The organism is Klebsiella pneumoniae subsp. pneumoniae HS11286, assembly GCF_000240185.1.
Taxonomy (GTDB): domain Bacteria; phylum Pseudomonadota; class Gammaproteobacteria; order Enterobacterales; family Enterobacteriaceae; genus Klebsiella; species Klebsiella pneumoniae.
This window is the reverse complement of the sequence record NC_016845.1, coordinates 852,118-867,253: the sequence shown is the minus strand read 5'-3', so window position 1 is coordinate 867,253 and position 15,136 is coordinate 852,118. Positions and strand designations below refer to the sequence as shown.

The window sequence follows — 15,136 nt, the reverse complement described above, 5'->3', positions numbered from 1 at the left end:
TATCGGGAGGCCAGTTTAGCACAAAGAGCGCAGATGCCCAACTTCCAGTCGATTCTTAATCGGCTTGCTTACGCAGGAAGGCTGGGATATCCAGATAATCCGGCTCTTTCGCGGTTTGCGGCGTATTGTCGTTCACCACTTTGGCTGCCGGCTTCTGCTCTTGCGTCAGCGGCGACATACCATGCTGCTGGTAACGATCCATCACCGGCTGCTGAACCTGCTTGTTGGTTACCAGGGTGATTTCCGGACGCTTATCCATGCCAATACCGGTCGCCACTACGGTCACGCGCAGCTCGTCGTTCATATCCGGGTCCAGAGAGGTACCGATAACCACGGTCGCATTATCCGAGGCAAAAGCACGGATGGTGTTACCCACAGTTTCGAACTCGTCCAGACGCAGGTCGAAGCCCGCAGTAATGTTGACCAGCACGCCGCGCGCGCCTGACAGGTCGATATCTTCCAGCAGCGGAGAAGAGATAGCCATTTCAGCCGCTTCTTCCGCACGGTCTTCACCGCTCGCCACCCCGGAGCCCATCATCGCGTAGCCCATTTCAGACATCACGGTACGGACGTCCGCGAAGTCGACGTTCATCAGACCCGGACGGGTGATCAGTTCGGCGATACCCTGCACCGCGCCTTTCAGGACGTCGTTTGCCGCGCCGAATGCGTCGAGCAGGGAAATTCCACGACCCAGGACCTTCAGCAGCTTGTCGTTCGGGATGGTGATCAGTGAGTCAACGTGCTTGGACAGCTCGGTGATCCCCTGCTCAGCGAACGCCATGCGCTTCTTACCTTCAAAATTAAACGGCTTAGTGACCACCGCAACGGTGAGGATCCCCAGATCCTTCGCCACTTCCGCGACTACGGGCGCCGCGCCGGTACCGGTACCGCCGCCCATGCCTGCCGCGATGAACACCATGTCTGCGCCATCAAGGGCTGCGCGCAGCGCTTCACGGTCTTCATCAGCCGCGTTACGGCCGACTTCCGGGTTCGCGCCCGCGCCCAGACCTTTGGTAATACCGCTACCGATCTGGATAGTCTGGCCAACCGCCGTCTTACGCAGCGCCTGCGCATCGGTGTTTACCGCGAAGAATTCAACACCCTCAATGCGCTCGCGCACCATGTGTTCAACGGCGTTACCGCCGCCGCCACCGACGCCGATGACTTTAATCACCGCGTCGTTGGTCAGTTCCATAGGTTCAAACATAGTTTCTCTCCGTCTTGTGCCTGTCGCCTGAGAACGCTAATTGTCTGCGTTCTCTTAAAAAATTAAAACTCTTTTCGCAGCCAGCTGTTGAGTCGCTTAATCCACGAGCCCACTGAGGCCGTCACGCGTTTTTCTACTTCCGCTTCACCACTGAGATGTGACTCTTTCCCGTAGTGCAGCAGCCCCACCGCCGTTGAATAATACGGCTCCTGGGCATAGTCGGTTAAACCGGTGATGTTCAGCGGCGCGCCAATGCGCACCTGAGTATGGAACACGCGCTGCGCACAGGCCGCCAGACCTTCAATTTGCGCCGCGCCGCCGGTTAACACAATCCCCGCCGCCAGATGATGTTTAACACCCTGCTGGCGGAGCTGTTCCTGCAGCTGCAGGATCTCTTCATTGACCAGGTTAAGCAGCTCGGTATAGCGCGGTTCAATCACCTCTGCCAACGTCTGACGCTGCAGGCTACGCGGAGGACGTCCACCAACGCTCGGTACTTCGACGTTTTCGTCTTTACCGACGATGGAACCCAATGCGCATCCGTGACGAACCTTAATCGCTTCGGCATCGCTCGGCGGCGTACCGAAGGCATAGGCGATATCGCTGGTCACCACGTTGCCGGCATACGGGATCACTTTGGTGTGACGCAATGCGCCGCCGGTGTAGACGGCGATATCCATTGTACCACCGCCGATATCCACAACGCAGACGCCCAGCTCACGTTCGTCTTCTGTTAATACCGAATAACTGGCCGCTAACCCGGCGAAAATAAGTTGGTCAACTTTCAGACCACAACGTTCCACTGCTTTAACAATGTTTTTTGCCATATCGTTATGGCAGGTGATCAGATGCACCTTCGCCTGCATACGCACGCCGGACAGCCCTACCGGGTTTTTAATCCCTTCCTGGTAGTCGATAGCATATTCCTGCGGAATCACGTGCAGGACACGATGTTCATCGCGAACGCGAACCGACTTCGCGGTGTGGACCACGTTCTCGACGTCGTCCTGCGTCACTTCTTCTTCCGAAATCGGTACCATCCCGATTTCATTCTGACAGCTTATATGTTTACCCGAAAGTGCCAAATAAACTGATGAAATCTGGCAATCCGCCATCAGTTCGGCCTGGTCGATGGCGCGCTGTACGCATTTCACCACCGACTCGAGGTCGTTCACACCGCCTTTATCCATACCACGCGATGGGCAACTGCCCACGCCGATGATATTGATCATGCCGTCGGGCAGAACTTCCCCTACTAAAGCGGCCACCTTGGCGGTGCCAATCTCCAGTCCAACTACCAGTTTTCTGTCCGTCGCCTTGATCATTGTTGTTCTGCCTGTGCCTGATTCTGTTGTTGATTAGTTTCCTCTGCGGGAGCAGGTACCCAGCCCACTGCCGCACCCGAGTCATAACGCAAATCAACGTAGCTAATCCGTTTGCCGTCGGTCTGCGCCTGCTGCTGAAGAACCGGGTAGAGTTCCATAAAGCGCTGAAGCCGTTTCATGGTATCGCCACGGCCAAGGTTGAGCTTGATGTCATTATTAAGCGTCAACTGCCAGGAGCGACGGGCGGTCATCGCCGCCACTTTCAACGTGAATTTATCCTTTGCCAGCACCTGCCCCATGTCACGATACCCCTGCAGCACTTCGTTCTCGCTGCCTTCGGGACCGTATAACATCGGTAAATTCTGTTTGCTGGTGCGATCCGCCGGCACGCTGAAGGCATTTCCTTCTGCATCCACCATATGTTGATCATTCCAGCGCGCAATCGGCACATATTCAACCAGATGAATCTTCAATTCATCGGGCCACTGCTTTCGGACGCTCGCCTGCTTAATCCACGGCAGACGTTCAATCTGGCTCTGGATGATGTTCACATCCTGAGTCATAAAGGTACCCGGCGAACCCAGCGCCAGGATCGCCTGACGGATGTCATCATTGCGCGTATAGTGGCGCTCGCCGGTCACCACCATCTTCGACAGCGGTAAGCGCTGCGCATCTTCCATCCAGCCAAGAACCATCCACCCGCTGACCAGCACGGTAAACAGCACCGCGAGCAGGAAAACGATCCCTGCCAGCCGCGTTCCATTACTCCGACGCGAAGAAGAAGCCTCTTCTTCATGGTTCCGCGTATTCAGCGCAGCCTGCGACATATCACCCCGCCAGGTCCAGAATTCGTACAACAAGCTGGGAGAAGCTCATTCCTGCCTGACGCGCCGCCATTGGCACAAGGCTATGGCTGGTCATGCCCGGGGAAGTATTCGCTTCCAGCAGATAAAACTGGCCATCGCTGTCCAGCATCACGTCAATACGGCCCCAGCCTTTGCAACCCAGAACATTCCAGGCTTTAAGCACCAGGTTCTGAATAGCTGACTCACGCGCGGGATCTTCAAATCCTGGGCAGAAATATTGCGTCTCATCAGAGAGATACTTCGCCTCATAATCATAGAAGGTTCCCGCGGCCTGGATACGTATTGACGGTAAAATTTCTTCACCGACTATGGCGACGGTAAATTCCGGTCCACTGAGCCATTTTTCGACCAAAACTTCATCATCATGCTGAAAAGCCAACGCCAATGCACTCGCTAAATCACAACTTTCGCTGACTTTCGACATCCCGACGCTGGAGCCTTCACGGCTCGGCTTGATGATGACCGGCAGACCCAGCGCCGCAATTTGCTGTTCGACGTCAGTAGACAGCCCGGCGGCAAACTGGGCGCGGGTCAGCGCCACCCACGGCGCGACCGGTAATCCGGCGCCCTGCCACAGCCACTTGCTGCGCAGTTTATCCATTGAAATCGCCGAAGCCATCACGCCGCTGCCGGTATAAGGCAGCTGGATTAACTCCAGCAGCCCCTGCAGAGTGCCATCTTCCCCGCCGCGGCCGTGGAGGGCAATAAACGCTTTCTTAAAGCCCTGCTTTTTTAGCTGGGTAATATCAACATCGCGCGGGTCGACCGGATGGGCGTCCACCCCGCCTTCACGCAGCCCGGCCAGCACCGCCGCGCCTGAATTCAGCGACACTTCACGTTCAGCGGAGGTTCCACCGAAAAGCACCGCGATTTTATCAGCCATGGCGCTCCTCCTCCGTTTTTTGCGGGATCAGTTTGATTTCAGCCAGGTGGCGGGCGATTTTACCGATGTTACCGGCGCCCTGCACCAGTACTAAATCGTTGCCGGTCAGGACTGACGCCAGCATCTCCGCGGCCTGGGCCGAATCGGGCACCAGGATCGGATCCACTTTCCCGCGGCCGCGAATGGTGCGGCACAGCGAGCGGCTGTCGGCGCCCGGGATCGGCGCTTCGCCCGCCGGATAGACGTCCAGCATCAGCAGGGCATCCACCTGGGTCAGCACGTTGGCAAAATCATCATACAGATCGCGGGTACGGGTATAACGGTGCGGCTGGAATACCATCACCAGGTTTTTATCCGGCCAGCCGGCGCGCGCTGCTTTAATGGTGGCGTCCACTTCCGTCGGGTGGTGACCGTAATCATCGATCAGCATCGCGCTGCCCGGTTTGCCGTTGACTTCGGCCAGCGGAAACTCGCCAAGAAAATCAAAGCGGCGTCCTGTTCCCTGGAAGCTCTCCAGTGCGCGCAGAATAGCCCGATCGTCAATCCCCTCTTCCGTCGCCACGGCGACGGCCGCCGCCGCGTTCAGCGCGTTATGGCGTCCCGGGGCATTGAGCGTCACCTGCAGGATCGCTTTATCCTGGCGTACCAGGCGGAAATGCCCCTGCGCCCCAACCTGACGATAGTCCTCGACGCGCACGTCGGCGTCGTCGCTAAAACCATAGGTGGTGATCTGCCGGCCAACGCGCGGCAGCAATTCCCGGATCACCGGATCGTCCACGCACATCACCGCGCGTCCGTAGAACGGCAGGTTGTGCAGGAAGTTGATAAAGGTCTGCTTCAGATTCTCAAAGTCGCCATGGTAGGTATCCATGTGATCGGCTTCGATGTTGGTGACAATGGCCACCATCGGCTGCAGATGCAGAAACGACGCGTCGCTCTCATCCGCTTCCGCGATCAGGTAACGGCTATGGCCAAGACGGGCATGTACGCCCGCCGCTTTTACCAGTCCGCCGTTGACGAAGGTCGGGTCCAGCCCGGCCTCGGCGTAAATGCTGGATACCATCGCGGTGGTGGTGGTTTTGCCGTGGGTCCCGGCAATGGCGATCCCGTGGCGAAAGCGCATAAGTTCCGCCAGCATTTCGGCACGACGGATCACCGGGATACGCGCCTCATGCGCGGCAACGATTTCCGGGTTATCTGCCGAAATCGCGCTGGAAACGACAACCACGCTGGCATCACGCACGTTTTCCGGGCGATGGTTGAAATAAATGGTGGCGCCAAGCTGCGACAGCTGCTGGGTCACCGGATTCGGCGCCAGGTCGGAGCCGCTGATCTGGTAACCTTCGTTAGCCAACACTTCGGCAATACCGCCCATACCGGCACCGCCGATGCCGACAAAGTGAATGTGCCGAACGCGACGCATCTCGGGCACTATGGAACGCAGTTTTGCCAAATCTTGTGTATTCATTCTTTACGCCATCAACTTCTGTATTCGGGCGGTGAAAATCACCGCAATTAGCGCGCCAAAGCTACGGCGCTGACCTCTTCTGCTACCCGCTCGGTAGCGTCCGGAATCGAAGCGCCACGCGCTCGTTCCGCCATATCCAGCAAGGTTTCCCGATCCCAGCTCGCCAGGGTAGAGGCAACCGCCTCTACCGTGAACTCAGGCTGTTCAAGAATTTTCGCCGCGCCGGCTTTCTCCAGCGGCAGCGCATTCCAGTACTGCTGACGATCTTTGTGCTGGAACGGGACAAACAGCGCTGGTAAACCTGCGGCCGCGATTTCGCTAACCGTCAGCGCGCCGGAACGGCAAACCACAACATCTGCCCAGGCATACGCCGCGGCCATGTCATCAATAAATTCCGTCACTTTATGCTGCGGCTGTCCGGCGGCGGCATAGGCCTGCTGCACGGTTTGCTGGCCGCCTTTGCCGCTTTGATGCCAGATGGTCACCGTAGCGCCGAGCTTCGCCGCCACCTGCGGCATCGTCTGGTTCAGGACGCGCGCGCCCTGAGAGCCACCGACCACCAGCACGCGAATCGGCCCCTGACGGCCAACCAGACGCTGACCTGGCAGCGGCAGCGCCAGTACATCGGTGCGCACCGGGTTCCCAACGACGTCCGCATGCGGGAACGCGCCGGGAAACGCCTGCATCACTTTCTTCGCAATCTTCGCCAGCCACTTGTTAGTCAGGCCGGCAATGCCGTTTTGCTCGTGGAGGACCACCGGGATCCCCAGCGACCACGCCGCCAGACCGCCAGGCCCGGAAACATAGCCGCCCATACCCAGCACCACGTCCGGCTGGAAACGCTTCATGATCGCCCGCGCCTGACGCCAGGCGTTAAAAATACGCACCGGCGCCAGTAGCTGCGCTTTGATACCTTTGCCACGCAGGCCGGAGATGCGGATAAAATCAATTTCGATGCCGTTTTTCGGCACTAAATCCGCTTCCATACGATCGGCGGTACCCAGCCAGCGAACCTGCCAGCCCTGGTCCATTAAATGGTGCGCGACCGCCAGTCCCGGGAACACATGCCCGCCGGTACCGCCCGCCATCACCATCAACCGCTTTTCCTGACCGCTCATCGCACACCCCGTGTAAACGCCTGGGCTTTTTCCAGACGCGTTTCATAATCAATTCGCAACAACAACATAATGGCCGTCGACATAATCAACAGACTGGAACCACCATAACTGATCAGCGGCAGCGTCAGACCTTTCGTCGGCAGCATCCCCGCCGCCGCGCCGACGTTAACTAACGCCTGGAAGCTAAACCAGATACCAATCGCACAGGCGAGGAAGCCGGAAAAGCGATGATCGATCTCCAGCGCTTTACGGCCAATCGACATGGCGCGGAAAGCGACGAAGAATACCATTAAAAGCGCCAGTACCACACCGATATAACCGAGTTCTTCGCCGATAATGGCGAAGATAAAGTCAGTGTGCGCTTCCGGTAAATACTCCAGTTTTTGCACCGAGTTGCCGAGGCCCTGCCCCCACATCTCGCCGCGGCCGAAAGCCATCAGCGACTGGGTCAGCTGGTAGCCGCTGCCGAACGGGTCTTCCCACGGGTTCCAGAAGGAGGTCACGCGGCGAATACGGTATGGTTCGGCGAGGATCAGCAGGACCACCGCCGAAATACCCATGCCGATAATGGCGATGAACTGCCACAGCTTCGCGCCGGCGAGAAACAGCATCGCCAGCGTGGTGACGAACAGGACCACCACGGTACCGAGGTCAGGCTGCGCCAGCAGCAGGATGGCCAGTACGAAAATCACGCCCATCGGTTTTAAGAAGCCGCGCAGGTTGTTACGCACTTCGTCGGCTTTACGCACCAGATAGTTGGCGATGTAGCAGAACAGCGACAGCTTGGTGAACTCCGCCGGCTGAATACGCAGCGGACCAAGGGCTATCCAGCGCGATGCGCCGTTTACCGAGCTGCCTACTACCAGTACGATCAGCAGCATGACGATCGAGGCGATCAGCATCGCGGTACTGTGGCGCTGCCAGAAATCCATCGGCAGACGTAGCGTAATCATCGCCAGCGCGAAGGCCAGCACAATGTACAGGCCGTCACGCTTGGCGAAGAGGAAAGGATCGTTCGCCAGGCGCTGTCCGACCGGCATCGACGCCGAGGTCACCATAATAAAGCCGATCGCCGCCAGGCCGAAGGTCAGCCATAGCAGCATCCGGTCATACATCACCAGACTGTCGTTATCTTTCGGGCGCGAGCCCATCACCCAGCCTTTCAGCGCAGCGAATAGCCAGGCGAAAATAAACATCCCCGGCAATCGCGGCAGTCTCAGCCGAGGCAGGCTCAGCTGCGGCATTCTCAGGCGTGGGAGAGAGAAACGCATCAACCTAACTCCTTCGCCAGACGGGCAAACATCTCGCCCCGTTGTTCAAAGTTCTTAAACTGATCCAGGCTAGCGCAGGCCGGCGACAGGAGAACCATGTCCCCCGCTTTCACCAGGGGAGCAATCTGACGCATCGCCTGTTCCATAGTCTCAGTTTGTACCGCCACCTCAGGACGCAGCTCAGCGAGCTCGGCGCCATCGCGACCAAAGCAGTACAGGCGAATACGATCGCCGCCGAGGTAGCGCTTCAGCGGGGTAAAATCAGCGGACTTGCCGTCGCCGCCCAGCAGCAGATAGAGCGTGCCGTCCAGCTGCAGGCCGTTCAGCGCCGCCTCGGTGCTGCCGACGTTGGTCGCCTTCGAGTCGTTAATCCAGCGTACGCCGTTGTGATCCAGCACCAGCTGGAAACGGTGCGCCAGACCGGTAAAGGTGGTCAGCGCCTTCAGGCTGCTGGCCCGCGGCAGACCCGCGGCATCGGCCAGCGCCAGCGCCGCCAGGGCGTTGCTGTAGTTATGCTGACCGGTGAGAGGCATCTCTTTCACATTGAGGACTTTCTCACCTTTAACGCGCAGCCAGGTTTCGCCCTGCTGGCGGTTAAGGTGGTAGTCACCGACATCGACGCCAAAGCTAATGCAGCGTTCGTCCGCCCCGCGTACCGGCATGGTGAGCGCATCGTCCGCGTTCACCACGCAGGTCTTCGCATTCTCGTAAATCCGCAGCTTCGCCGCGCGATACTGCTGCAGCCCCAGCGGGTAGCGGTCCATATGGTCCTCAGTCACGTTGAGGATGGTTGCCGCCACCGCCTGCAGGCTGGAGGTGGTTTCCAGCTGGAAGCTGGAGAGCTCCAGCACATACAGCTCTCGATCGGTGTCCAGCAGCATCAGCGCCGGCAGGCCGATATTGCCGCCCACGCCGACGTTAACTCCAGCGGCTTTCGCCATCTCGCCCACCAGGGTAGTAACAGTGCTTTTGCCGTTAGAACCGGTAATGGCGATAATCGGCGCCTGCGCTTCGCGGCAGAACAGTTCGATATCGCCAACGATCTCTACGCCAGCGTCGGCCGCTGCGCTGAGCGAAGGATGGGCCAGCGCAATCCCCGGACTGGCGACAATCAGGTCCGCCGCCAGCAGCCAGGTATCATTGAGTCCGCCGACATGGCATTCGACCGATTCGGGTAATTTATCCAGCCCCGGAGGCGCGACGCGGGTGTCCATCACGCGCGGGGTTACGCCGCGCGCCATGAAAAAGTCCACGCATGACAGGCCGGTCATACCCAGCCCAATAATGACGACTTTTTTACCCTGATAATCTGCCATGATTAACGTACCTTCAGCGTCGCCAGGCCAATCAGCACCAGCATCAGCGAAATAATCCAGAAGCGCACGATAACGCGCGGCTCCGGCCAGCCTTTCAGTTCATAGTGGTGGTGGATCGGCGCCATGCGGAAGATGCGCTGACCGCGCAGCTTAAAGGAGCCGACCTGCAGAATAACCGACAGCGTTTCCACCACGAAAACCCCGCCCATGATCACCAGCAGGAACTCCTGACGCAGCAGCACGGCGATAATGCCCAACGCGCCGCCGAGCGCCAGTGAACCGACGTCGCCCATAAAGACTTGCGCCGGGTAGGTGTTGAACCACAGGAAGCCCAGCCCCGCCCCGACAATCGCCGTACAGACGATCACCAGCTCGCCAGCGTGGCGCAGATACGGGATATGCAGGTAGTTGGCAAAATTCATGTTGCCGGTGGCCCATGCCACCAGCGCAAAGCCTGCCGCGACGAAAACGGTCGGCATAATCGCCAGGCCGTCGAGGCCGTCGGTCAGGTTGACGGCGTTGCCGGTACCGACGATAACGAAGTAGGCCAGCAAGATATAGAACAGCCCCAGCTGCGGCATTACGTCTTTAAAGAACGGCACCACCAGCTCGGTTGCCGGGGTATCTTTCCCCGCCAGATACAGCGCGAAGGCCACGCCCAGGGCGATCACCGACATCCAGAAATACTTCCAGCGGGCGATCAGGCCTTTGGTATCTTTGCGCACGACTTTACGGTAATCATCAACGAAACCGATGATGCCGTAGCCGATTAATACCGTCAGTACGCACCAGACGTACGGGTTAGATGGATAGGCCCACAGCAGAACGGAAACGGTGATCGCGGTGAGGATCATGATCCCGCCCATGGTCGGAGTACCGCGTTTACTGAAATGAGACTCCGGGCCGTCGTTACGTACGACCTGGCCAAAGGCGAGTTTTTGCAGACGGGCGATCATGCGCGGGCCCATCCACAACGAGATGAACAGCGCGGTCAGCAGGCTGACGATGGCGCGAAACGTCAGATATGAAAAGACGTTAAAGCCGGAATAATATTTGACCAAGTGTTCGGCCAGCCATACTAACATGTCCCAGTCTCCTGTAATGCGCGTACTACCTCTTCCATGGCGGCACTACGTGAACCCTTCACTAAAATGGTCATTATTTTGTGCTCCGCCAGCAGCTCGCGCAGGCGAGCCACCACGGCGGCTTTATCGTTAAAATGTTCGCCCACGCCGCTGGCGCGGCTGATATCCGCGCTCAAGGCACCGACGCTGAGGACGCAATCCAGACCCGCCGCTTTCGCCGCTTCGCCGACTTCGCGATGGCAGGCCGCGCTCTCCGCGCCAAGCTCTGCCATATCGCCGACCACCATCGTGCGAAAGCCGGGCATCTCTGACAGCACCTGCACCGCCGCGGTCATCGAACCAACGTTAGCGTTATAGGAATCATCCAGCAGCAGCTGGCTCTCGGTCAGCCGGATCGGGAACAGACGTCCCGGAACGGCCTGCAGCTGCGCCAGTCCGGCTTTCACCGCCGCCAAATCGGCGCCTACCGCCATCGCCAGCGAAGTGGCGGCCAGCGCATTAGCGATGTTGTGGCGTCCCGGCAGCGGCAGCAGTACGTCAACGTTGCCGGTTGGGGTCTGCAGCGTAAATTCGGTGCCGTGGCTAGTGATCTGCACGTTGGTCGCCGTGAAATCGCTGTTCGCCGCGTTCGGCGAGAAGCGCCACACTTTGCGATCGCCAATCACCGCCTGCCAGTTCAGCCAGTCGTTATTGTCGGCATTGAGGATGGCGATGCCATTTTCCGGCAGACCGGTATAGATTTCGCCCTTCGCCTTCGCCACGCCCGCCAGCGAACCGAAACCTTCCAGGTGCGCCGCAGCAAGGTTGTTGACCAGCGCCGCTTCCGGACGCGTCAGGCTGACGGTCCAGGCGATTTCGCCCTGGTGGTTGGCGCCGAGTTCGATCACCGCGTACTGATGCTCTTTGGTCAGCCGCAGTAGCGTCATCGGGACGCCGATATCGTTGTTCAGGTTGCCGGCGGTATACAGCGTGTTGCCGCACTGGCTGAGGATCGCCGCGGTCATCTCTTTAACCGAGGTTTTACCGGACGAGCCGGTCAGGGCGACGACGCGAGTCGGCACATGCTGACGCACCCAGGCGGCTAACTCACCGAAAGCCTGCCGGGTATCGTTCACAATCACCTGCGGGAGATCGCAGGCCAGCGGACGACTCACCAGCAGCGCGCCGGCGCCCGCCGCTTTCGCCTGTTCGGCAAAATCATGGGCGTCGAAACGCTCCCCTTTCAGCGCCACAAACAGGCAGCCCGCCGTCACTTTACGGGTATCGGTGGTCACCTCGTCGATAGCGACATCGCTACCCTGCCGTTCGCCATGGGCGATCGCGGCAAGTTGACTTAACGTAAAGCGAATCATGCTACCGCTCCCAGCAGACGCGCGACGGTCACGCGGTCGGAATAATCCAGACGGCGGTTGCCGACGATCTGGTAATCTTCATGGCCTTTACCCGCCACCAGCACCACGTCGTTCTCTTTCGCCTGCATCACGGCGTTGGTCACCGCTTCCGCGCGGCCTTCCATCACCTTCGCCTGACCTGCATCGAGCATGCCGGCCAGAATATCGTTGATAATCGCCCGCGGCTCTTCGGTGCGCGGGTTATCGTCAGTCACGACCACGATGTCGGCAAATTCTTCCGCGATAGCGCCCATCAACGGACGTTTACCTTTGTCGCGGTCGCCGCCGCAGCCGAAGACGCACCACAGCTTGCCGCTGCAGTGCAGGCGTGCCGCCTGCAGCGCTTTTTCCAGCGCGTCAGGCGTATGGGCATAATCCACCACCACGGCAGGTTTACCCGGCGCGCTGAACACTTCCATACGGCCGCACACCGGCTGTAAACGCGCTGCGCTCTTCAGCAGATCGGCCAGCGGATAGCCCAGCGCCAGCAGCGTGGCCAGCGCCAGCAGCAGATTGCTGACGTTAAAGGCGCCCATCAGGCGGCTTTCGATTTCGCCCTTGCCCCAGCTGGAGTCAAACTGGATGGTCGCCCCGCTGTCGTGATAGTTCACCGCGGTGGCCTTTAGCCAGCGGCCGTGGCAATTCGGGTTGATATGATCTTCCATCGATACCGCCACCGCGTCCGGCAGTTTTGCCAGCCAGCGACGACCGACTTCATCGTCAGCATTGACGATGGCCTGACCGCAATGATGGGTGGAGTACAGCAGCCATTTCGCCGCTTCGTAGTGCTCCATGTCGCCATGGTAGTCGAGATGATCGCGGCTGAGATTGGTAAACACCGAGGCGGCAAACTGCAGGGCCGCTACGCGGTGCTGTACCAGACCATGGGAGGAGACTTCCATCGCGCCGAAGGTAGCCCCCTGCCCGACCAGACTGGAGAGCACATGTTGAACGTCCACCGCGGAACCGGTGGTGTTTTCAGTTGGAACGACTTTATCCAGCAGACCGTTACCGACGGTCCCCATCACCGCGCTGGTTTCGCCGAGCAGCTTTGCCCACTGCGCCAGCAGCTGAGTGGTGGTGGTTTTCCCGTTGGTGCCGGTGACGCCCACCAGACGCAGCTGCTGCGACGGCTGATGATAAAAACGCCCGGCCAGCGCCGATAAGCGTTCGTTAAGCTGGCTCAGGTAGATAACCGGCACGCCGTGCATTTCACGGATCTCACCGTCTTTAGCTTCGCCCTGCGCTTCAGCAATAATGGCAGCCACACCTTGCGCTATCGCCTGCGGGATATAACGACGCCCGTCCGCCTGATGACCCTGTACCGCGATAAAGAGATCGCCGGAAGCAGCCACCCGGCTGTCCAGCGTCATCTCTCGCAGAATGCGCTCCGGTGCGTTTGGCACCCATGGAGCGAGTAGGTCGCGCAAATTACGATCTGCCACCTGTTCCCTCGCCTTGATTAATTACAAATTCACTTTTTTCGCCCGTTGCCAGCGCATCCGGCTCGATGTTCATGGTGCGCAATACGCCGCCCATGATGGCACCGAAGACCGGCGCGGAAACGGCGCCACCGTAGTATTTACCTGCCTGCGGGTCGTTGATCACCACCACCAGCGCGAAGCGCGGATGGCTGGCGGGCGCAACGCCTGCGGTGTAAGCAATATATTTGTTGATATAGCGGCCATCCGGCCCCACTTTTTTCGCCGTACCGGTTTTAATCGCGATGCGATAGCCTTTGATCGCCGCTTTCACACCGCCGCCGCCGGGCAGCGCCACGCTTTCCATCATATGAACGACGGTACGAACGAGTGATTCCGGGAAGACGCGCTCGCCCGGAACCGGAGGATCAACTTTGGTAATCGACAACGGGCGATAGATGCCATAGCTGCCAATCGTTGCGTAGACTCGCGCTAACTGTAACGGGGTTACCATTAGCCCATAGCCGAAAGAAAAGGTGGCCCTCTCTATGTCAGACCACCGTTGTTTTTGAGGATATAAGCCACTGCGTTCTCCGACCAACCCCAAATTGGTCGCCTTTCCAAGCCCAAAACGTGAGTAAGTATCTACTAACGCTGAGGACGGCATCGCTAACGCCAGCTTAGAAACACCGACGTTACTCGACTTCTGTAGCACCCCGGTCAGGGTCAATTCGCTGTAGCGCGCCACGTCTTTGATTTCGTGGCCGTTAATTCGATAAGGCACGGTATTGAGCACGGTATTTTCGTTGACGATACCGCGCTGCAGCGCCGTCATGACCACCATCGGTTTCACCGTCGAACCCGGCTCAAACACGTCGGTAATCGCACGGTTACGCATGGTGTCTTTTGCCGTACCGGCGAAGTTGTTCGGGTTATAGGATGGGCTGTTGGCCATCGCCAGCACTTCACCGGTGTTAACATCTACTAACACGGCGCTGCCCGACTCGGCTTTGTTAAAGGCCACGGCGTTGTTTAGCTCGCGATAGACCAGCGCCTGCAGGCGTTCGTCGATACTCAGCGCCAGGTTGTGCGCTGCCTGGCTATCGGTAGAAGAGATGTCTTCAATTACCCGGCCATAGCGGTCTTTACGCACGATACGCTCGCCCGGCTGACCGGTAAGCCATTTATCAAAGCTTTTTTCAACCCCTTCAATCCCCTGGCTATCGACGTTGGTAAAGCCGATGAGGTGAGCGGTTACTTCCCCGGAAGGGTAGTACCGACGGGATTCTTCGCGCAGATGAATGCCCGGCAGCTTCAGCTTCTTGATGTAATCGGCCATGTCAGGGTTAACCTGACGCGCCAGATAGATAAACCGCATCCGCGGATTGGTATTGATGCGCGTCGCCAGCTGATCCAGCGGCATATTGAGGGCATCCGCCAGCGCTTTCCAGCGCGTATCCAGGGTAACCCCGCCGGCGTCATGGAGCTCTTTCGGGTCGGCCCAGATAGCCTTCACCGGCACGCTGACCGCCAGCGGACGTCCGGAGCGATCGGTAATCATCCCGCGCGCGGTGGACACTTCCTGTACGCGCAGAGAACGCATATCGCCCTGGCGCACCAGCATATCGGGGCTGATCACCTGTAGCCAGGCGACGCGACCCAGCAGAAAAGCCAGCGCCAGCAGAATACAGCCGCACAGCAACGCAAAACGCCAACTGATAAAGTTGGCCTGTTCTTCCTGACGTTTTGCTTTAGGCGTTTTTGGCGCTGCTTTCATCCGTCGCA

The 15,136-nt window shown here is 58.8% G+C and carries 13 protein-coding genes; 1 reads left to right on the top strand and 12 read right to left on the bottom strand.

The annotated features are described in order from the left end of the window. Positions 1 to 55: 55 nt before the first annotated feature. The 5 genes from KPHS_08160 to KPHS_08120 form a co-directional block, all read right to left on the bottom strand. Complete coding sequence (locus tag KPHS_08160; RefSeq protein YP_005225116.1) at positions 56 to 1,207, bottom strand: cell division protein FtsZ; 1,152 nt, start codon at positions 1,205 to 1,207, stop codon at positions 56 to 58. Between the two features lie 62 nt (positions 1,208 to 1,269). Further along, positions 1,270 to 2,532 (bottom strand): cell division protein FtsA, encoded by a 1,263-nt coding sequence (locus KPHS_08150; RefSeq protein YP_005225115.1) that lies wholly within the window; start codon positions 2,530 to 2,532, stop codon positions 1,270 to 1,272. Then, positions 2,529 to 3,392 (bottom strand): cell division protein FtsQ, encoded by an 864-nt coding sequence (locus KPHS_08140; protein YP_005225114.1) that lies wholly within the window; start codon positions 3,390 to 3,392, stop codon positions 2,529 to 2,531. Before KPHS_08140 ends, KPHS_08150 begins: the two co-directional genes overlap by 4 nt. Further along, complete coding sequence (locus KPHS_08130; protein ID YP_005225113.1) at positions 3,361 to 4,281, bottom strand: D-alanine--D-alanine ligase; 921 nt, start codon at positions 4,279 to 4,281, stop codon at positions 3,361 to 3,363. Before KPHS_08130 ends, KPHS_08140 begins: the two co-directional genes overlap by 32 nt. Then, complete coding sequence (locus KPHS_08120) at positions 4,274 to 5,734, bottom strand: UDP-N-acetylmuramate--L-alanine ligase (protein YP_005225112.1); 1,461 nt, start codon at positions 5,732 to 5,734, stop codon at positions 4,274 to 4,276. Before KPHS_08120 ends, KPHS_08130 begins: the two co-directional genes overlap by 8 nt. Between KPHS_08120 and KPHS_08110 the strand changes: the two genes are divergently transcribed. Then, the gene (locus tag KPHS_08110) at positions 5,687 to 5,800 is read left to right on the top strand and encodes a hypothetical protein (RefSeq protein ID YP_005225111.1); all 114 of its coding nucleotides are present in this window, start codon (positions 5,687 to 5,689) and stop codon (positions 5,798 to 5,800) included. The genes KPHS_08120 and KPHS_08110 overlap by 48 nt on opposite strands. Here KPHS_08110 and KPHS_08100 read toward each other — a convergent pair. Genes KPHS_08100 through KPHS_08040 form a run of 7 tightly spaced genes read right to left on the bottom strand, consistent with a single transcriptional unit; the run spans position 5,797 to position 15,128 of the window. Then, the gene (locus KPHS_08100) at positions 5,797 to 6,867 is read right to left on the bottom strand and encodes an N-acetylglucosaminyl transferase (RefSeq protein YP_005225110.1); all 1,071 of its coding nucleotides are present in this window, start codon (positions 6,865 to 6,867) and stop codon (positions 5,797 to 5,799) included. The two genes, KPHS_08110 and KPHS_08100, sit on opposite strands and share 4 nt — an antisense overlap. Next, entirely contained in the window at positions 6,864 to 8,138 is a 1,275-nt protein-coding gene (locus KPHS_08090; protein ID YP_005225109.1) for a cell division protein FtsW, read from the bottom strand. The genes KPHS_08100 and KPHS_08090 overlap by 4 nt, the downstream gene beginning before the upstream one ends. Next, the gene (locus KPHS_08080) at positions 8,138 to 9,454 is read right to left on the bottom strand and encodes a UDP-N-acetylmuramoyl-L-alanyl-D-glutamate synthetase (RefSeq protein ID YP_005225108.1); all 1,317 of its coding nucleotides are present in this window, start codon (positions 9,452 to 9,454) and stop codon (positions 8,138 to 8,140) included. The genes KPHS_08090 and KPHS_08080 overlap by 1 nt, the downstream gene beginning before the upstream one ends. Before the next feature lie 2 nt (positions 9,455 to 9,456). Next, positions 9,457 to 10,539 (bottom strand): phospho-N-acetylmuramoyl-pentapeptide-transferase, encoded by a 1,083-nt coding sequence (locus KPHS_08070; RefSeq protein YP_005225107.1) that lies wholly within the window; start codon positions 10,537 to 10,539, stop codon positions 9,457 to 9,459. Further along, the gene (locus KPHS_08060; RefSeq protein ID YP_005225106.1) at positions 10,533 to 11,891 is read right to left on the bottom strand and encodes a UDP-N-acetylmuramoyl-tripeptide--D-alanyl-D-alanine ligase; all 1,359 of its coding nucleotides are present in this window, start codon (positions 11,889 to 11,891) and stop codon (positions 10,533 to 10,535) included. Before KPHS_08060 ends, KPHS_08070 begins: the two co-directional genes overlap by 7 nt. Then, positions 11,888 to 13,375: a UDP-N-acetylmuramoylalanyl-D-glutamate--2,6-diaminopimelate ligase gene (locus KPHS_08050; protein YP_005225105.1), complete on the bottom strand. Its 1,488-nt coding sequence runs from the start codon at positions 13,373 to 13,375 to the stop codon at positions 11,888 to 11,890. The genes KPHS_08060 and KPHS_08050 overlap by 4 nt, the downstream gene beginning before the upstream one ends. After that, positions 13,362 to 15,128, bottom strand: coding sequence for a division-specific transpeptidase, penicillin-binding protein 3 (locus KPHS_08040; protein YP_005225104.1), 1,767 nt, complete (start codon positions 15,126 to 15,128; stop codon positions 13,362 to 13,364). The genes KPHS_08050 and KPHS_08040 overlap by 14 nt, the downstream gene beginning before the upstream one ends. Between the last annotated feature and the right edge of the window lie 8 nt (positions 15,129 to 15,136).